The organism is Paenibacillus algorifonticola, from assembly GCF_050481745.1.
Classification (GTDB): Bacteria; Bacillota; Bacilli; order Paenibacillales; family Paenibacillaceae; genus Pristimantibacillus; species Pristimantibacillus algorifonticola_A.
In genome coordinates this window covers 40,902-61,037 of sequence record NZ_JBCNGR010000037.1, presented here as the reverse complement: position 1 = coordinate 61,037, position 20,136 = coordinate 40,902, and the positions used below count along the sequence as shown (strand labels likewise).

The 20,136-nt window shown below is 45.1% G+C and carries 14 protein-coding genes; 11 read left to right on the top strand and 3 right to left on the bottom strand.

The window, feature by feature from the left end; translation table 11 throughout:
• Positions 1-32 precede the first annotated feature (32 nt).
• The 3 genes from ABEW34_RS26980 (at position 33) to ABEW34_RS26970 (ending at position 4,048) form a co-directional block, all read left to right on the top strand.
• A complete protein-coding gene (locus ABEW34_RS26980; protein ID WP_430163322.1) occupies positions 33-980 on the top strand; it encodes a glycoside hydrolase family 43 protein in 948 nt (315 codons plus the stop codon).
• 38 nt (positions 981-1,018) lie between these two features.
• The gene (locus tag ABEW34_RS26975; RefSeq protein WP_430163319.1) at positions 1,019-2,473 is read left to right on the top strand and encodes a family 43 glycosylhydrolase; all 1,455 of its coding nucleotides are present in this window, start codon (positions 1,019-1,021) and stop codon (positions 2,471-2,473) included.
• Positions 2,474-3,100: 627 nt separating this feature from the next.
• The gene (locus tag ABEW34_RS26970; RefSeq protein WP_430163316.1) at positions 3,101-4,048 is read left to right on the top strand and encodes a glycoside hydrolase family 43 protein; all 948 of its coding nucleotides are present in this window, start codon (positions 3,101-3,103) and stop codon (positions 4,046-4,048) included.
• Positions 4,049-4,388: 340 nt separating this feature from the next.
• Here the strand turns inward: ABEW34_RS26970 and ABEW34_RS26965 are convergent, their stop codons facing one another.
• Complete coding sequence (locus tag ABEW34_RS26965; RefSeq protein ID WP_430163314.1) at positions 4,389-5,876, bottom strand: alpha-N-arabinofuranosidase; 1,488 nt, start codon at positions 5,874-5,876, stop codon at positions 4,389-4,391.
• A gap of 261 nt (positions 5,877-6,137) precedes the next feature.
• Between ABEW34_RS26965 and ABEW34_RS26960 the strand changes: the two genes are divergently transcribed.
• From ABEW34_RS26960 to ABEW34_RS26940, 5 genes are all read left to right on the top strand, one after another.
• Entirely contained in the window at positions 6,138-7,856 is a 1,719-nt protein-coding gene (locus ABEW34_RS26960) for an extracellular solute-binding protein (RefSeq protein ID WP_430163311.1), read from the top strand.
• A gap of 94 nt (positions 7,857-7,950) precedes the next feature.
• The gene (locus ABEW34_RS26955) at positions 7,951-8,853 is read left to right on the top strand and encodes an ABC transporter permease (protein WP_430163309.1); all 903 of its coding nucleotides are present in this window, start codon (positions 7,951-7,953) and stop codon (positions 8,851-8,853) included.
• A gap of 11 nt (positions 8,854-8,864) precedes the next feature.
• On the top strand, positions 8,865-9,743 hold the full coding sequence (locus ABEW34_RS26950) for a carbohydrate ABC transporter permease (protein ID WP_430163306.1): 879 nt from the start codon (positions 8,865-8,867) through the stop codon (positions 9,741-9,743).
• Between the two features lie 138 nt (positions 9,744-9,881).
• On the top strand, positions 9,882-11,516 hold the full coding sequence (locus tag ABEW34_RS26945; protein ID WP_430163303.1) for a sensor histidine kinase: 1,635 nt from the start codon (positions 9,882-9,884) through the stop codon (positions 11,514-11,516).
• A 2-nt stretch (positions 11,517-11,518) separates the two neighbouring features.
• The gene (locus ABEW34_RS26940) at positions 11,519-13,237 is read left to right on the top strand and encodes a response regulator transcription factor (protein ID WP_430163301.1); all 1,719 of its coding nucleotides are present in this window, start codon (positions 11,519-11,521) and stop codon (positions 13,235-13,237) included.
• Between the two features lie 91 nt (positions 13,238-13,328).
• On the opposite strand, the gene ABEW34_RS26935 is transcribed toward ABEW34_RS26940, so the two are convergent.
• Positions 13,329-14,933, bottom strand: coding sequence for a helix-turn-helix domain-containing protein (locus tag ABEW34_RS26935; RefSeq protein WP_430163298.1), 1,605 nt, complete (start codon positions 14,931-14,933; stop codon positions 13,329-13,331).
• Positions 14,926-16,731, bottom strand: a complete 1,806-nt coding sequence (locus ABEW34_RS26930; protein WP_430163296.1) for a sensor histidine kinase — start codon at positions 16,729-16,731, stop codon at positions 14,926-14,928. Before ABEW34_RS26930 ends, ABEW34_RS26935 begins: the two co-directional genes overlap by 8 nt.
• A gap of 189 nt (positions 16,732-16,920) precedes the next feature.
• Between ABEW34_RS26930 and ABEW34_RS26925 the strand changes: the two genes are divergently transcribed.
• From ABEW34_RS26925 to ABEW34_RS26915, 3 genes are read left to right on the top strand one after another with little or no spacing between them, the layout of a single operon-like run.
• Positions 16,921-17,874: a carbohydrate ABC transporter permease gene (locus ABEW34_RS26925; RefSeq protein ID WP_430163293.1), complete on the top strand. Its 954-nt coding sequence runs from the start codon at positions 16,921-16,923 to the stop codon at positions 17,872-17,874.
• Positions 17,875-17,887: 13 nt separating this feature from the next.
• The gene (locus ABEW34_RS26920) at positions 17,888-18,718 is read left to right on the top strand and encodes a carbohydrate ABC transporter permease (protein WP_046229276.1); all 831 of its coding nucleotides are present in this window, start codon (positions 17,888-17,890) and stop codon (positions 18,716-18,718) included.
• Between the two features lie 27 nt (positions 18,719-18,745).
• Positions 18,746-20,098: an ABC transporter substrate-binding protein gene (locus ABEW34_RS26915; RefSeq protein WP_430163290.1), complete on the top strand. Its 1,353-nt coding sequence runs from the start codon at positions 18,746-18,748 to the stop codon at positions 20,096-20,098.
• The last annotated feature ends 38 nt before the right edge of the window (positions 20,099-20,136 follow it).

The following is a 20,136-nucleotide window of genomic DNA, read 5'->3' as shown; positions in this document are numbered from 1 at the left end:
TTAATCTTATAATCAGGTTTGGAGGGTTAACTTTGCAGGCTTATTTGTTTGTACATTTTAAAGAAAAGAGAACGCCGGATGGCGAGCAGGTGTACTTCGGTGTGAGCAAGAATGGCTTTGACTGGGAGCAAGTGAATGACGGGAACCCCGTGCTATGGAGTTATTACGGTGACAAGGGTGTCAGGGATTTTACGATTACCCGCATGAAGACAGGCAAATTTGTTATTTTGGCCACCGATTTGAGTTTGTCCTACGGCATGCTGAATCAATATAACCATTCATGGGCGGAAGCTGCACGGAACGGGAGCAAATGTTTGTCTTTTTGGGAGTCTGACGATCTGGTCAATTGGTCGGAGCAGAAGATGATCAAGCTCGGAGATGATCATTTCGGCTGTTTATGGGCACCAGATATTATCTATGACAAGAAGAACAAAGATTACGTTATTCACTGGTCTTCGACTCATAGCAGCAATGATTTTGGATTAAAGGGAATCTATTATTCCCGGACCAAAGATTTTGAGCAGTTCAGCAAAGCGCAATTGCTGTATCAGAAAGAAGACAGCGGTGTCATTGATTCTGCGATGTATGAGGAAGACGAACGTTATTATATGTTCTTAAAGAGCGAACAAAATCCCGGCAAAATCATTCTCATGGAGTCGGAGGAGATTGCCGGTCCATTCAAGAGAGTTGAGGCGTTTGATCAAAGTATGGAGGACGTCGAAGCCGGTCTTTATGAGGCACCAACGGCGATTCAATTGGAGGATGGAAGATGGTGTCTATTCCTAGACTTCTATGGCTGCTCAGCTGAAGAGCAGGGGTATGTGCCCTTCATAGCGGAGCGTCTGGCTAGCGGGAAATTCATTCGTTCCGACACCTCCTTCACGTTCCCTTATGGCTACAAGCACGGTACAATTCTCACCATTACGATGGAAGAATATGAAAGATTGAACGCCTATGCGAAGCAGCCCTCAGAGTACTAGGCAACACCACAACATAGTGATTAAACGGGAGGAATACCATGTCACGAGTTCACGGTCTTCAAGCTATAATGGCAGGCGACTATCCGGATCCATCCATTGTGAGGGTTGGTCTGGATTACTATATGACACATTCTTCATTCCACTATACCCCAGGGCTGCTCGTATGGCATTCCCGTAATATGCTCGACTGGAAGCCGATCGGTCACGCGATTAAGGAGCATGTGGGAGGATCGATTATGGCGCCGGATTTGATCTACCATGAGGGATGCTATTACATCTATTTCCCAGCCGGCAGAACCAATTGGGTCGTAACCGCAGACAACCCTGCAGGCCCATGGAGCCAACCGGTTGACTTGAAGGTTGGCTATATCGACCCAGGACACATGGTTGATGAAGAAGGGAATCGTTACCTATTCTTATCGGAAGGTTACCGGATTCGATTGTCAGAAGACGGCTTATCTACCGCGGGAGAGTTAGAGCAGATATACGAAGGCTGGAGATATCCGAAGGAATGGCTGACGGAAGGATTTTATCTGGAGTCTCCTAAGCTTAACTTTAAGGATGGCTATTACTATATGACCAGTGCTCAAGGGGGGACAGCCGGACCTGCGACCAGCCATATGATCATCTCCGCTCGCGCCAAGTCGCTGGATGGGCCTTGGGAGAACTCGCCTTACAATCCGATCGTGCGCACGAAAAACCGCAGCGAAACATGGTGGTCCAAGGGACACGGGACGCTGGTGGATACCCCTGAAGGGGATTGGTTTGTCGTCTATCACGCATATGAAAAAGACTACTATACACTCGGCAGACAGACGCTGATTGAAGCGATTCAATGGACAGCCGACGGCTGGTTCATCGCGGTTGATCCCGAAGGTGAATCTGCTGTTGAGACCAATCTTGTTGCAACCGCAGAGCTTTCGGATAGCGCTATGACGCTGTCCGAATCCGGGCGGTTGGGGCTTCAATGGCATTTCTTCGGCGGGGAACGTCTGCGCGATTACCAGATCGAAGATAACCAGCTGGTGTTGAAGGCAGCCGCGAAGGAAAGTGCCGAACCACTCTTGTGCATTCCAGTGCACCATGCTTATACTGCGGAGGTTACCTTAACGGTGGAAGGCGAAGCGGAGGGCACGCTTGGCCTCTATTACAAAACGGGATTTCATTGCGGGATCGGCTTTAACGGAAAGGAGCCGTTTGCGTTCCGAAATCGATACAAGAGTGAACACACGGCATTGTCCCAAGGCTCCGTAACGCTCCGAATTGTCAACGATCACCACGAGGTTAGCTTATATTATCGTCACTCGATCGGACTATGGACCAAATTGGATCACGGTTTCGAAATGTCCGGCTTCCATCACAATGTATTGGGCGATTTCTTAAGTCTTCGCATCGCGCTTGACGCAACGGGCGAAGGTAAGGTCACCTTTAGCGATTTTGTCTATCGGGCTGGCGTATCGATGACTTTGCAGAGCGTGACACAAAGAGGATGAATCGCGTAAAAGCTCCTTTTTTCCGCAATCCGAACTACGACAGCATCGCGTCCTCGCGAGAGGGGTTTTGGTAAAATTGTTATTTTTGATTCGGAATAATCGACATTGAACTTATGGGATAGAATCATTCAATAAAACAGTGGCAGTCTAGGGCATTATTTAATCGTCCATGGCTGCCGCTGTTTTTATTGCAGTGGGCCAGTCTAGTGCGTAATTTTTTTTGAAAAACACCTCTTCTTTTAAAGTAAACAAGAAAGACGATTTGAAAATGGAAATCATCATATTTTTCTGAGCTTGCTACGTTGTAATCTTTTTCTCAACTAAAATGAAAAGTCACACATGTGGCTTTCTGCATGACATCGCTGAGGACCTACGGTATCCAGCTTTTCCGCAAGGACTTGGGCGGATCTTGATCTCAATATCACAGCTCAGCCTGATGAGACAAATCTATTGTCTCAAACACAGGGCAGAGGTATGATTACAACGAACATGCCAGAATTAGCTGCTTTGGTGATTGCATCAATTTCAACGATTGTTATGTATCCGTTTGCATTGAGATTTTTATTAAAGGCGTATTTCTGAGTTCTGTCCAAGGACAAGGGGAGCCAAGAACATGATGGAGGGCATATGAAAAGTACGAAAGAGCCAATCTTCGGCTATTTATTTGCACATTTTATCGGGGAGCAGAAGGACGGGGAGCAGATCTATTTCGCATTGAGTCAAGATGGGCTTCATTGGCAGGATCTACATCAAAATCAACCCGTCTTACGCTCAACAATTGGCGAAAAGGGAGTTCGAGATCCGTATTTGCTTCGCAGCGTCGAAGGCAACAAATTCTATTTAATGGCTACTGATCTTAGTATCTATCATCGCGGCGGTTGGCAAGAGTCTCAAGCAACGGTCACAGGAAGCCACTCGCTCATTATTTGGGAGTCGTCCGATCTGGTGAATTGGTCTGAGCCTCGAATGGTTGAGGTCGCTCCAAAGGAAGCGGGCTGTGCTTGGGCGCCGGAGGCGATCTATGATGAAGAGGAAGCTGATTACCTGGTTTTCTGGGCTTCCAGCATGCTGTCAAGTAACGGAAAGGAAAAAGGATTACACATCTATGCCAGCAAAACCCGGGATTTTCAAACCTTTACACCGTCTGAACTTTACATCACTCGAGGTGAAGATCGATCGATTATCGACACCACGATTATTAAAGCAGACGGCATGTATTATCGAGCTTCGGGCGATGGGCAAATTACAATCGAATCCAGCGAGCGTCTTACGGGGGAATGGGAAATTATTTCAACACTTGACTCAATAGGCTTGGGACTAACGGGAAAGGATGTAGAGGGTCCAGAGTTTTTCAAGTTTAACGGCGAAGAGAAGTGGGGGCTTCTGGTTGATCAGTATGGAACGAATCGTGGCTACTTGCCACTCGTCACCACGAATATCGGCGATACAACTGGGAAGTGCTGGCGGAAGCCGGCGGCAGAAGAATATTCTTTTGGTCGTTTAAAGAAACGTCATGGAACGGTGATGCCGGTCACTCAGAGTGAGTACGATGCTATCCTGGCTAAGTGGGGATAACGAAATGTAAATTTCTCCAACAGCAACTAATCATATCGGTACCGGTCTGTTTATCCATCAACGACCCAAGGTAGTCCTTACAAGGGAATCGTTTGGTCATTGGGAATTCGCTGCTAGTAGGCCAAGAAGATTTAATTTGGTGGGTAATTCTCATTTGAAATGAAAAATCACACACATAACTTGAGATTATGTTTTGTCGTCAGAAAATAATATAAATGATTACCGCCTGAACCCTTGAAGGTTCAGGCTTTTTGTTTTTAGTTTCTCACTGAGGTAGAATTTGGAATCGCAGCCGATTTCCTCAAGCGGCTATTGTGCCTAGTTTGTGCAGCCGTTGTAGTTAATCAAGGATGATTTCAGCAACACAACAGGCGGGAAGGTCAATAATAAAGCCATTGTTCTTTACGGTAATAGGGTGCATCGTTTTAATCTCTACCTGGGGTGGCTGTCCAAATGGGTTATGGCTATTCATATCGCCGGAGATGTAACGAACCTCGGCAGAAGAAAACTCTTTTCCATTAAGCAGGACCTGTGTCTGTTGAGGCTCATCTACGGATAGATTTACCACGGTTACTTGAATCCTGCCATCCGCTTGCTCAGAAGCGCTAACGTGCATGGCAGGCACTGGAGCTTCCTCTGTACCGGTCAAATCCTGCTGCACATAGCTTTCAAGGAGTGTGGAGTCTTGATGTCCCTTAAAAAGATCGAATACATGGTAGGTGGGAGTAAGTACCATCTCTTCCCCTTCTGTTAAAATCACGGATTGGAGGACATTTACCATTTGTGCAAGATTGGCCATATGCACCCGATCGCTATGGGTATTGAAAATATTTAGCGATACCGCAGCGACAATGGCATCACGCATGGTGTTTTGCTGGAAAAGGTAAGCAGGATTTGTTTCAGGCTCGACCTCATGCCAAGTCCCCCATTCGTCCAATATAATCGACACTTGGCATTCGGGGTCGTATTGATCCATCACATGCTTATGTCTGCGGATCAGTTCATCCATATACAATGCCCGGCGCAGTGTTCGGTAATAGTTAGCTTCGTCAAAACCCACAGCGGGTCCTTTGCGCTCCCATGGGTATGGTTCTGTTTCGTAATATGCAGGCATGGTGTAATAGTGCAGCGATAGGCCATTCATCCTTTTCCCAGCAAGGCGCATTAAGGTTTCCGTCCATTTATAATCGTTTCCATCAGCGCCGCAAGCAACTCTGAAAATCTTATTGCTGTCATAATTGCGGACGAATGTTTCGAAGCGTTTATATACATCCGCATAATAATCCGGACTCATATGTCCGCCGCAGGCCCAGTTCTCGTTGCCAATTCCCAAGAACTCGACCTTCCAAGGCTTATCGCGGCCGTTTTGGCGTCTCCAGTCGGCCATCGGTGACTCACCGCCGAAGGTCATGTATTCAACCCATTCGCTTACTTCCCGCGGAGTACCAGAACCAACGTTTGCGGCAATATAGGCAGCTGCCCCAATCTGCTCGCAAAGATCTAGAAACTCATGGGTGCCGAAGGAGTTGTCCTCTACCACACCACCCCAACCGGCATTAACCATGCGCTTGCGATCAGTCCCAACGCCGTCCTTCCAATTATAATATTCGGCGAAGCATCCGCCCGGCCAGCGCAATACCGGAACCTTGATATGCCGCAATGCTTCTACAACATCGGTCCGTATTCCACGGGTATTGGCGATGGGACTGTCCTCACCCACATATAAGCCGTTATATATGCCGCGGCCCAAATGTTCTGAGAAGTGACCGTATATGTTTTTATTGATTTTGGAAAACTTTCGACCTGCGTTTATAAACAATAGAACCATGAATATCCTCTCCCATTCGCTAGATGATGTTCCTTATATTTCTTCAATATAGCGCTTTCATTCTGTCGATTGCAAATCAAAACCAGCAAAAAGGCATGATTGTAAACAAATGATAAGATAGTTGAAAATGGTTAGGACTGTCACACTTAATGAAGTAGACGAATGATAAACATGTCATAACTAGAGAATAGCGAATTCATAAATTTGGAGATATAGTTGAGTTGTTATTTAATGCTTAACTATTAAGAGGGGGTTATAAGTGTGAAAAGTAGTATTTTATCTAGAACAGTTGCGATTTTAAGCTGTTTGCTGCTGACAACGGGAGTTTTATCAGCGTGCAGCACCAATTCTCCGAGCAATGAATCGGCAAGCAGTCCAGCGGGAAGCAACACAATGAGTGAGTCAAATGGAGAAGTTTCAGGAGATAAGGATCCTTTAGGGAAATATAGTAAAGCGCTTACAATAAGATTTGCCCGTGATGTGGATAATGATATGCAGGATAACATCATTCCTAAAACACCAGGAGAGACCGTAGAGGACAATCGCTGGCTTAAGGCGTATTCGGAAAAGCTGGGGATTGATATTAAATACGATTGGACGGTAAAAGGCGGTGATGCCTACACTCAAAAAATTAATGTTACATTGGCATCAGGTGAAATTCCTGACATGCTTCGCGTAACGGGTTCTCAGATGAAGCAATTGGCTGATGCTGACATGATAGAAGATCTGAAACCCTATTGGGATACTTATGCTTCCGATCTTCTGAAGGAGTCGTACGCGGTTCAAGGGCCTGCTGTACTCAATGCTGCGTCAATGGATGGGAAAATGATGGGAATGGGTCCTGCAGAGGTCTACGGCGATGGTACATTCCTATGGCTTCGCACCGACTGGCTGGAAAATTTGGGAATCGACGCGCCTAAAACAATGGACGATGTCCTGGCCATAAGTAAAGCATTCACAACTCAGGATCCGGATAAAAACAATATAAATGATACCTACGGACTCGCTATTACAAAGGATCTATACGGCGGTGCAATGGGATTGGAAGGGTTCTTCACCGGTTACCATGCTTACCCTAATATGTGGATAGATGATGGTTCAGGAAACTTAGTATGGGGCAGTACCCTTCCAGAAGTAAAGGAAGCATTGAAAGCGCTGTCTACAATGTATAAGGATGGTCAGATTGATAAGGAGTTTGGTGTGAAGGATGGCGGCAAGGTAGCAGAGACAGTTGCATCTGGTAAGGTTGGCATGGAGTTCGGCGCGCAATGGAACCCGATGTATCCGCTTATCAGCAACTATCAGAACGATCCAACAGCAAATTGGGAAGGATACGCCTTGGTATCCGTAGATGGCAAGCCTGCTCTTTCACCTCAGAAGTTTGGAGCTTCTGAGTTCTGGGTTGTTAGAAAGGGATTCTCGAACCCGGAAGCATTGATTAAAATGTTTAATCTTCACATGGAGCTAAACTGGGGGAAAACAGGCGACTTTGATAACTACTATATGCCTGCTGCAAATGACAGCGTAGGGGTGTGGAAGTATTCACCGGTTCAACCTGCTCCACCCTTTAAAAATCTAAATGCATTTAAAGAGATTCAGGCAGCTCGTTCCAATGATACATTGGATCAGTTGACTGGTGAAGCGAAATCCATTCAAAACAACATCAAAGCGTTTGAAAATGGCGATACCTCTCAATGGGGCTGGCCTAAAATATATGGTGAGAACGGGGTATATCGACATAGCGTTGACTACGTGGCTAAGGATCAATTTATGCTGGAGTCCTTCGCAGGCTCGCCAACCAAAACAATGGCGGAAAAACAGTCCACGCTGAAGTCTTTGGAAACGGAAGTATTCGTGAAGCTCATTATGGGTGCTGCCCCAATTGACGAGTTCGACAAGTTCGTGGAGAACTGGAATAAGCTTGGCGGTGCCGATATAACCAAAGAAGTCAATGAGTGGTATGCTTCTGTGAAAAAATAATAGCAGCAAAGAGAAGGGATGCTAGGCTTTTTAGAGAGTGTCCTTTCTCTTATTATTCCCATCCCAATCATAGAAAAGAAACAGGGTGAATCGTATGTTACGAAAAAGATGGAAAAGGGAAATACCACTGCATTTAATCATATTGCCTGGATTTCTTTTTTTGATTGTCTTTAGTTATCTCCCCATAGGAGGTATCATCATTGCGTTCCAGAAGTTTATTCCGGCCAAGGGTTTGTTTGGCGATCAGCAATGGGTGGGACTGAGCAATTTTCAGTATGTACTGAACATGCCCAATTTCAACAGTATTATGTGGAATACGTTTTACATTGCGGTAATGAAAATCATTCTGGGACTTTTTGTACCTATCGTGATTGCCATTCTTTTGAACGAAGTCAAGAATGCAAGTGTGAAAAGAGGAGTTCAGACCGCCATATATTTGCCCCATTTTTTATCATGGGTTGTATTAGGCGGCATCTTTATAGAAATTTTATCGCCTACTGACGGCTTGGTAAATCAAGTCATTCAACTGTTTGGCTTTGAACCCATCTTTTTCCTTGGAGATAACAAATGGTTTCCTATAACCATGATATTGTCTGATTCATGGAAGGAGTTTGGTTATGGTACGATCATCTATCTGGCGGCGATTACTGGCATTAACCCGGATTTATATGAAGCAGCACAGATTGACGGAGCTAATCGTTGGAAGCAGACCTTGAATGTGACCCTTCCGGGTATGAAAATGGTTATCGTTTTGCTTATGGTTCTTAATTTGGGCAATTTGCTCAATGCCGGTTTTGATCAGATTTTCAATATGTACAGTCCAATGGTTTATGAAAGTGGCGATATCCTAGATACCTTTGTATACCGCATCGGTTTATTGGATGCCCAATTCGGTATAGCAACAGCAGTAGGATTATTTAAGTCTGTTGTAGCACTTGTACTCGTATCTGTCTCATATTTCATCGCCTATAAGGTTGCGGATTATAGGATTTTCTAGGGGGAGCTATTATGCATGTACAAAAGAAGATCGACTGGTTTGCTATGTTTAATTATTGCTTTCTCGCGTTAGTTGCCTTGCTGTGTTTGATTCCGATGATTCACATACTGGCCGTTTCATTCAGCTCCAGCGCCGTTGCGGCAACCGGTACGGTATCTTTGTGGCCCAAGGAATTTACATTAGCCTCCTACGAATTTGTGGCGCAGCGGGCAGCCTTCTGGCAATCGATGTTTATATCTTTGCAGCGTATCCTTTTTGGCGGCGCTATTAATCTGTTGCTCACAATAATGGTAGCCTATCCGCTCTCTAAGGAAAATGGCGAATTCCGATTTCGCGGCTTTTACTCTTGGAGCTTCTTCATTACCATGATATTTGGCGCTGGACTGATTCCTACCTATATGGTCATCAAGCAGCTTGGCTTGCTAGATACCATTTGGGCGCTGGTTCTGCCGACCGCAATACCTGTGTTTAGTGTTATTCTGCTGTTGAATTTTTTTCGGATGATTCCAAAGGAATTAAGCGAGTCAGCCTATATGGACGGTGCTGGACACTGGATAACGCTATGGCGCATTTATGTTCCGGTTTCCCTGCCGGCCTTAGCGACAATTCTTTTGTTTTCACTGGTTGGTCACTGGAACAGCTGGTTTGATGGCTTGATCTATATGAATGATCCCAGCCGTTATCCGATCCAAAGCTACATTCAGACCATTGTGGTTCAACGCTCCTTCAGCACCATGACACCGGAGGAGGCCAAGCTAATGGCAAGCATATCAGACAAAACGATGCGATCCGCGCAAATTTTTCTAGGGGCGCTTCCTATTATTTGCGTCTACCCGTTCCTTCAACGATTTTTTGTAAAAGGGATGGTGTTGGGGAGTGTTAAAGGGTAGTATGGATGATAATATAGTATAAATAGGATTAACTCTAAACAAATAAGGGAGGAGGTGCATATCAGAGGCAGTATTTTCGCGAGGTTGGTTGCGACATTTCTAATCGCAATCCTGCTTATCATCCTTTTGGGAATTTACATGTATAACTGGAGCCTAAACACAGTAAAGAATGAAATTATAAATTCCTCGACTGCACAAGTATCGTTTTATCTTGAAAGTCTGGAAGATGAAATAGAACGCATAAAAATTTTGCAATACGATAGTCTCAACGATGAATATCTTGCCAGGCTTGCCATCCGCCATTCCATTATGAATGAATATGAGATAGTGGAAAGCATGAGAAAACTGCAGCAGCGGCTCGTTACCATCCATAACAGCAGTTCCTATATTGCTAACGTAAGTGTGCATATCCTTTCTATTCAGAAAACCATATCCTCCACCACCTCCGTAAGTCCTATTGATATGGATAAATTCGAGCACCTCCGGGTGCCGGAGGGGGAGAGGGGGGCGCAGCTGGTTCAGTATGAAGACAAACTCTACTTGACCACACTTCACGCAGGAAACGCTGGTATAGCTCAAATGTACTTGATCGAGGTTGAGATCAATACAACCGCATTGCAAGAAGCACTAGGGCAGTTCCGCACCTATGACGATAGCGGCACCTTTTTAATCGATTTGACCCATAATATGGTGATACCTGGCAAAGGAAACAATGATACGGTGCTGCTGGAGGATCTAGCAGAAAGCCGTCTTAAACTTGAAAGCGGCAACATTGGTTACAACAAGATTAATGGACAAACTATTTATGTTGTTTCCGTGAAGTCTAAATATCTGAATATGCTTTTGCTGCGGTATATCCCACAGAAATTGATCTTTGTTCCTGTGCAGAGTTTTTATATTTGGTTATGGATATTTACAGGTGTTGGCTTGATGATGATTATTCTCTACTGCGTATACACTTATAATTTGATTCATAAGCCAATGAGAAAGCTTGTGGGGTCTTTTCGGCATGTAGAGAGCGGCAACTTCAACGTTCATATTCAAGTTAATAAAAAAAATGAGTTTGGTTATTTGTACAAAGGCTTTAATTCTATGGTTCAGAATGTATCTGCCCTGATCGATCAGGTATATAAGCAGAAGATTCTCAATCAGAAGGCAGAGCTAAAGCAATTGCAGTCTCAGATCAGCCCGCATCTTCTATATAACAGCTTGTTTTTAATTAATACGATGGCAAGAGTAGGGGATGAGAATTTAATTGCTTTTACAAAGCTTTTGGGTGATTACTTTCAGTTTATTACAAGAAATGCTTCGGATTATTTGCCCTTACATCAGGAAGTTGAACATGCAAGGACGTATACCGAAATTCAGCTCATGCGTTTTCCTAGCAGATTGTCGATCCATTTTGAAGCCTGTCCGGATGCGGTGAGGGATATACAGGTACCTAGACTGATTCTTCAGCCAATCATTGAAAATGCCTTTAAGTATGCGGTGGAAAAAACAAAAGATAAGGGCGAAATTTCAATAAGCTTTCGTCTCGATGACCGCGCATTGCGCATTATTGTTGAAGATAACGGTAGTCATTTATCGGATCAAACACTGGTGTCCGTGCATAAGCTTTTTTACGATAACACCAATATTGAGACTTCAGGTCTCATCAACATTCATAGACGAATCCGGCTGATTTACGGTGACGAGAACGGATTGAGTTTAGAGCGAAGCACTATGGGTGGTTTAAAGGTGACGCTGCGACTTAACCCGAAGGCGGGGGTTTGAGCATGTACAGACTCTTAATTGTAGACAACGAAGAAATGATTGTGAATCATCTTTACGAAATTTTTCGGGGCATGATTCATTTGGATCTTGATGTTTATAAGGCCTATAGTGGAGAAGAAGCTATAGAGTGGCTCAATCGAACAAGAATTGATATTGTACTGACCGATATTGATATGCCTATTTTAAACGGTATGCAGCTAATGGAGGAAATTTTTCGAAGCTGGCCCCAATGCAAAGTTATTTTTTTGACAGGCCACAGTGAATTTGAATACGTATACAAAGCCATTCAGCATCGGGACGTCAGCTTTATTCTTAAGGCAGAGGATATTGATAAAGTGATTCAGGTTATAGAAGAAACCGTATCAAAAATTCGTAAAGAAATTAAAACCGAAGATTTAATTCGAAATGCAAAAGAGCAAATCCACATGGCGTTGAATTTATTTCAAGAAAATTATTTATTATGTATTCTAAAGGGGAATAAAGCAGTACAAATTAGCAAAGAACAGTTTGAACAGCTATCGATTCCAATTAATGTGCAGTGGCCTGTAACTTTGGTATTGGGCAAGCTTGATAAGCTGCCTGAGGTCAGCGACTACATGCAGCAGATGCAGCAGGTCTATTCTGTTCGTCAAATTATTCAAAGGTATTTGGCTGCTCATGTGAATATTGCAATCGTTTTGGACGAAAATCATCGGTTTGTCATTTTTGTCCAGCCTAAAGAATCCTTATCCATCACATTTCCGGCAAATTCGGATATGATCGAGCATTATTTCAATAAAACGGTTTCTTTCCTAAAAGGCATATTGGAAGTCATACAGTCAGCTTGTCAGGAGAACATCGGGATGCCTGTCAGCTTTACTGTCGGCAGCAAAGCAAGCTGGTGGGATGCTGTTTTCAATCAGTATCATTCGCTGCACCATTTGCTAAATTATCGGATAGGCATTGAAAATACAATCCTTTTAGTCGACGGTGAGATAAACGACAATATGGGCAATGAGGCTGGCCCAGTTGAGCTCTATGAAGAAGAATCCGATGAAGGAGAGAAGCTGGTAACGGCGCTCAAACTAAAAAATCTGTCTGTTATTGAGCAGCATTTGGAGTCAGGGCATAAGGAGAAGTATTTTGAAGCCTTGGAGCAGCTGCTTGTTCCTTTAAGAGGCATTCGCAGTAAAAATAATGTCAATGCGCAGGAGGCCTATTACACCGTGGCTCTCTATCTTATGTCCTATATAAACAGATGGGGACTGAATACGAAGGTAGCCTCTCAAATGGGTCAGATCCAACTGATGCGGACCGACTTTTTCGATACTTGGAACGCTGCGGCGCTGTACCTGACGGAATTATCCTCTGTTCTTTTTAATATGCAAAAAGTGGATCAGAAGAAGCGGGCAGACCATATGATCGACTACTTAAAGGGATTTATTATGAGTCATTTAGACGAGGATTTGTCGCTGGTCAGATTGGCTGAACAAGTGCATCTGAATCCTTCGTATTTGTCACGCATCTACAAACAGGAAACGGGAAGAAATCTGACTGAGTTTATTGATTCAACTCGGTTAATCAAAGCAAAGGATTTACTTAAGAGTGAAAACTTGAAAATAAGCGACATTGCCCGGCGTGTAGGTTACGAATCGGCTACTTCCTTTACGCGCTTTTTTAAAAAAGCGACCGGACATTCGCCACAGGAATACAGAGAAAAGCATATTTTACGGATGCCGTAAATGTTAAAAGCAGATCTGCTATTGCCCCTTTGCAGGGGCTTTTTTTTATAATAAGCGTAAAGGGCTGCAACTCGTTCAACAGCCCATGCGCTCACATTGATTTACGATACTCGTTAGGAGACATGCCGGAGGCGTTGCGGAACAGCTTAATAAAGTAACTGGTATGCTCGTAGCCTAGCTGCTCCGCGATTTCTACTACGGTCATGTCAGATTGATTCAATAGCTCTTTTGCTTTCTCCATTTTCGTCCGCGTGACGAATTCGACGAAGGTTCCACCGGTTTCCTGCTTGAAAATACGACTGAAATGCGAAGGATTCAGATTGAACCGATGGGCCATTTCATCCATGGCGATTTTCTCTCCAATATGGGTTTGAATGTAGCGTTGGGCTTCCGCGATCTCCCTGCGTACCGTATGGTCGCGCAGCATCTGAATATCGGCAGCTTTCTCTTCCAGAAAAATCTGCAGCCATTCCAAAAGATGCTTCAGTGTTTCGATAGAAGCAATTTGCTGCTGCTGCAGCTCACTGTTGAAGTTGATCACGAAGTTTTGCATCACCGTATATTTGAGCTCTAGCTCCAATGCCATTTTTAGTATCCAGCTTTTCACAGATTCAACGGGATATACGCGTTCTTGAATGAATGCTCCCCATCGGTTCACCGTAGTATGAATGAGCGTCCTTTCTCCCCCAAGCATACTGTCCTTCAGCTCCTGAAAGGCCCTAGCATAATGCAGGAACAAATCTTCTTTCGTCGTTAGGAGCGGCCGCAGCTCCGCATAGACGAGCTCTCCTGCATAGAAACGGAACATCTTCACATTCATTAAATCTTGTAATTGCTTCTTCAATTGCAGGAAATCCCGAGCCACTTCACCGCGATAGAATGATATCCCAATACTAAGATGTCGGTGCACTAATTGTTGAACACGCTTCAGCTCCGCCCGGATGTCCTCATGAAGATTGCGTTTCAGTGTGGCCGGGAAAGGAAACAGAAGGAAGTATTGGCGTTCGTTCGGTACAAGCAAGATAACACCCTCGTATTGAACTAATTCCTGCAAGGCGTTGTCGATGACGAATTGCATATTCATGGCTCCGCCAAACCGGCCTTCAAGCTCGAATGAGCGCTCCGGCAGCACCGCAACAGGCAGATAGGGCATGCCATCACGGAGGTGAATGCCCATTCTTTCGGCTTCGTCATTCCACTCCGCTTCGTTCCATATCGGCTGCTCCAGCAGCTTGCGAATAAATCGGGTATGAATGACGGACAGATTTTGCTGCACGACGTTCTGCAGCTGGAGACGGTGGTTCTCGGCTTGTTTCTCCTCGGCTAACGCGCAAGCAAGCTGCTGCAGAACCGTAACGACATGCTCCATGCGAAGGCTTTCCTTTAAGATATAATCGTTGACGTTAAGCTTAACGGCTCTTTGGGCATATTGAAAATCCTCATGACAGGATAAAATAATGGTTTTCAAACGAGGATTCGCTTCGCGCGCCTTCTCTATGAGATCAAGTCCGTCCATCACGGGCATGCCAATATCCGTAATGAGAATGTCCGGTTGTTCGTTAAGACAGGCTTCCCAGGCTTCACCTCCATTGGAGCAGAGCGCGGAAAGCTCAAAGCCAAGCTTGGTCCAAGGAATGGTATGGCTTAAATAATCAAGCACGGGGTAATGGTCGTCTGCAATAACGACTTTAAACATGGTGTTCACCTACCTCTACAGATTCGGCTGGCTCAGCAGCAGGGAAAAGTAATACGACTGTCGTTTGTTTTCCGTACACGCTATCAATGTCCATCTCAAAACGGTCACTGTAAAGGAGCTTCAACCGGCTGTACACATTAAATAACCCGATTCCTGAGGCGGCTGTATGCTCCTTTGCAATCATCTGCTCAATGACGTCCCGCTTCTGAACATTAAATCGATCCTTCAAATTCTGCAGCGTCTCTGGTGTCATGCCTAGACCATTGTCTTCGATTGTGATACGCAGCATAGGGGCATCCAATACTACCTTAATCGTAATAATACCACCACTCTGGGTAAAGCCATGCTTATAAGCATTCTCGATGATTGGCTGCAGGATAAATCTGGGTACGGTGATGGTTAACGGGTCTGGCTGAATGTCCAGATGGCACTTCGCCGGGAACCTCATCGTAAATTTCATTAAATCCATATACTGCATCGTCGTTTCAATTTCGGCATAAAGCGTGACGAGTTCATTTTGCCTCATTAAGCTTGCCCGCAGCAGCGAGGCTAAGGAGCCGACAACATGGGCGGTGTCTTCATCATGCTTCAATAATAATTTCAAGCGGATGGAGCTTAAGACATTGAACAAAAAGTGCGGATGTACTTGCGCCTGCAGCATCGCCATTTCTGCTTGCCTCTTTAATTGCTGCTCGATCTCTACCTGCTGGAGCATCTGCTGAATCCGATCCAGCATCATGTCGAATGAGCGTCCCAAACGCCCAATTTCGTCACGGCCGCGAATATTGGAGCGATATTGCAAATCCCCGGCTTCCACCTTCTTGACCGCCTCGCCCAGCAATCGAACCGGTTTCGTGAATCTGCCCAATAGATAGGTCAAAGCAAATAAGAAAAAAACGGCAAACAGCGATTGAAGCAATAAGGCGGACTGATAGAAGGTATTTAATTTCCCGGTAAGCTGCTCGTAAGGCGCCAGACTTACGAGTCTCCAGTCCGCATAACGAAGTGGAAGCGAGAGATGAATTTGATTCTCTCCTCCCAGGTGAATAAAGCTTGGTGAAGAGCTTGTCCCCTCGTTCATGATCATGTCGAAGGGCTGACCAATGACGTCAGCATTTCGATTGGATAAAATGATATTCTCCTCACTCAGCAGGTAAACATCCTCTTCCAGGCCAGCAAACAAATCCCGAATGGAGTCTTCCGTGCGGCTGACAATTAGATAGGCGAAGGGGGGTTGATCAATAGCCTCCGTCAAAGCCCGAGCGGTCAAATAGACATATCCTTGATCATGCTCTAGCGGCGGCAAGTAGTTCCGCAATCCACCCAAAAATAACGTTTCGTATGCCGTCAGTCGGGTTGCCTTGTCAAACCAGTCTTGCTGAGCAAATTGCTGAGGCTCGAAATCGTAAAAGGAATAATCGGAATAAGCGCGGCCATCCCTTGTCAGCAACGTTAGCCGTAAGTCCGGCTTCTCTCCCGCGATCTGCTCTAGCCGGGTCGTTAGTTGTCTAGCAGCAATCGGATAATCCTGGGCTTCTTCCAGCAAGGTTTTAATCTCGGGATCAAATTGGACGAAATTTGAGATAGACACAAGCTCCTCCATAATCGCATTGGCTTGAGATTGTACAATGGCAAGGGATTGCGTTGCTTTCTCGAGGGTGTGCTCTCGAATAATTAACTTGGAGTAGTAGCTGCTAATATACAGCATAGCTACCGTAGGCAATACCAGACAGGCAATCGATGTCAAAATCAGCTTTTGCCGCAAGGATAAATGTTTTAGCTTTAATATAACACGCATGATGTTGTACCGCCCCTCGTTGCCATTCTTCTTTATAAAGCAATACTACAGCATGCTGATGAACGATTCATTCAACAATTTTTGCAATGAGGGAAAAAATATCGCAAAACTTTTTTGTTATAGAAAAAATCGTTGCATGCTTGCCGGGAACGCGGCACCTATAATGAGGAAGACATAGAGGACAGTGAGGTGGCAAATTTGGAGCAGACAACGAGAAATGGTTTGGATCAGGGGGCGAAAACAGGCAAGGCTCTCCGAATCCGCAAGCAAGGGTTTTACGACATGATTAATGGTTATCTATTTATTTTGCCAATGCTGTTGTTGACGATGACGCTGGTCGTTATCCCGATCATTTTGTCAGGGTTGATCAGTTTTACCGAGTGGAACTTCATTGCAGGGCTCGATGGGCTAAAGTTTATCGGATTTGAGAATTATAATAATTTGCTGCATGATGAAGGGTTCCATCGAGCGCTTCGGAACAATGTCATCATGATCGCGGTTGTTCCGGTATCGATGCTTTTCGCGCTGGTGCTCGCGGCTTTGATTAACCAAGCAACCTACTTTAAAGATTTCTTCAAAGTCATCTACTTTATGCCTTTCATTTCAAGTTTCGTGGCCATCGCTTTATTATGGAGAGTCTTGTTCCATCCCAACAGCGGACCAATTAACGGATTTTTGCGGGCAATAGGCATTGAGAATCCGCCACTTTGGCTGGCGGACCCGCAATTCGCACTGATTGCAGTCATGATTATTATGGTTTGGACTTCGCTTGGTTTTAATATGGTCATTTATTTGGCAGGCTTGCAGGGGATTCCAAAGGATATTTATGAGGCGGCCGATGTAGATGGAGCTTCTCCTTTGAGGCAGTTTTTCACGATTACCTTGCCTATGCTTTCTCCGACAACCTTCTTTTTGCTTATTACAGGTGTGGTTGGCTCGTTTAAGGTTTTCGATCTCATTATGGTGTTGACCAGCGGCGGCCCTGCCGGCTCTACATCGGTCATCGTTTATTACCTTTACGAAGCAGCATTTGTCAACCTGCAATCCGGCTATGCGTCTGCGATGGGGATCGTGCTGCTGCTCCTGATCTTATTCGTGACACTTATCCAATGGGTGGGTCAGAAGAAATGGGTAAATTACTAGGGGGAATACACATATGCAATCCGTCAGCGCGAGCCGTCTGATCGTCACGGCTCTAATGGGAATCGTCGGGATATTTTTTATCCTGCCATTCATTTGGATGTTATCGGCCTCGTTCAAGCCTGAATTGGAGGTCATGACATACCCCATACAATGGATTCCAAAAACATGGTACATGATAGAAAATTACACGCAGGTCTGGTCAGGTGCTGTTCCATTCACTCTTTATTATTTGAACAGCATTAAAGTGACACTGATGGCTACCGCATTGTCGTTAATCATCTCGGCAATGGCCGCTTATGGATTTTCCAAGGTGATCTTCAAAGGCCGGGAAGCTATGTTTATCTTAGTGCTGGCAACGTACATGATTCCTTCTCAAGCCATCCTTGTTCCGCAATTTATGATGTTTCGCTGGCTTGGTCTATTCGATAGCCATTTTGGTCTTGTTTTGCTTGCAGCATCGGGAGTATTAGGGACGTTCTTGCTGCGTCAGTTCTTCATGAGCGTCCATAATGAGATTATCGAATCTGCACGAATCGACGGCGCGAATCATTGGATTATTTTCTTTCGGATCGGGCTGCCTTTAGTCAAGCCGGCGCTTGCGACTTATATGATTCTGCGCTTCATTTGGACATGGAACGATTATCAGAATCCTCTTATTTTCCTGCGCTCTGAAGCCTTGTTCACGCTTCAGCTGGGGATTCGGAAGTTTGCCGATTTTAATGGAGAGTTTTATTCGCTTATGATGGCGGGAGCCGTTTCTGCGATCTTGCCACTGTTGATCATCTTCATTGTAGGCCAAAAACAAGTCATTGAAGGCGTGGCCTCGGGAAGTGTCAAAGGATAGAAAACTATTATTCAAGGGGGAATTTCGATGTTAAAGAAAAAATGGATTCAAGCGACTGTAATTTCAGTTTTGGTCGCGCTTGCAACATCAGCATGCTCGGGGGCAGGAGGCAATAGTACGGCGGAGGAGACGGGAGGCAAGGGCTCTTCAGACGGGGCAGTCACCATTAAATTGCATACTTGGTATCCGAAGAAAGCTGATAATTGGGATATCGTAATCGAGGAGTTCGAGAAGAAGCATCCTGAGATCAAGGTGGAGTTCAACTCCGCAGAAGACAACAACTCGAATGAATATTATAAAAAGCTGGATTTAGCCGCGGCTTCTGGCGACGATCTGGATGTTATTATGTTTAGCAACATGGCATTTCTCAGCCAGCGCGCCGAGCTCGGCTTGTTGGAGCCAGTTGATGCGTATATCGAGAAGGAAGGGTTCTCACTGGCGGACGAGTACTCCTCGGACACACGAATCAAAGATGTAACCTATGGCTTGCCAGGCAAGCTTTCTACACCTATGGTTTTCATCAATGAGAGCCGACTCAAGGAAGCGGGACTGGAGCTTCCGAAGGAATGGACCTGGGACCAGTATATGGAGTATGCCAAGGCGATGACGACGACGGCAAACGGCAAAACGCAATACGGCACCTATTTCCACAGCTGGATTCAATTCGGCTATTTCATTCAGAATATGGGACAATCGACTACCGGAGCTAATCTCACGACGGACGATGGCTTGAAAGCAAACATCGATACACCTGCGATAAGGAAATCGCTGGAGGTTCGCTTGCAAGGGGAACGAGAAGGCTCGGCGACACCTTACTCAGAAATTGTGAGTCAGAAGCTAAATTACCGTCCACAATACTTTAACCAGGATACGAGCATGATTACAATGGCATCATTCTTGGTGCCGGAAGCAGGGGGAACGGAGCAAGTACCTGCAACGTTCAAAACCGTGTTCGCTCCACTTCCAACGATGAACGCAGGGGATCCACTCACAGCCAACGTCAGCGGCGACGTATTTGGCGTATACAGCAAGTCCAAGCATAAAGAAGCTGCTTACACCTTTATCCGCTGGTTTACAACGGAAGGAATCGTCCTGCAGGGCAAGAACTTTCCTTCGTGGAAAAAAGCCGATCTGAACAAGGTTGTTGACAACATTATTGCTGGCACGAAAACGCCTGAAAAAATCGATAAGGAATCCTTAATGTACGTTCTCGAAAACACGAAGCAGGCGACCCCAGCTGTCGCTGTTCCTTACCATGCGGAGTTAGAAAAGGTATTCCTGGAGGAATTCGACAAAATGATGTTATCCGGCGTCGACATTGATACGACGATTCGCAATACACAAGAAAAGGTTCAGAAAATTATTGATTCCAAGCAGTAAAAGGTTCTGTGCAGCGCGGATGGGGATTCGCGCTGCAC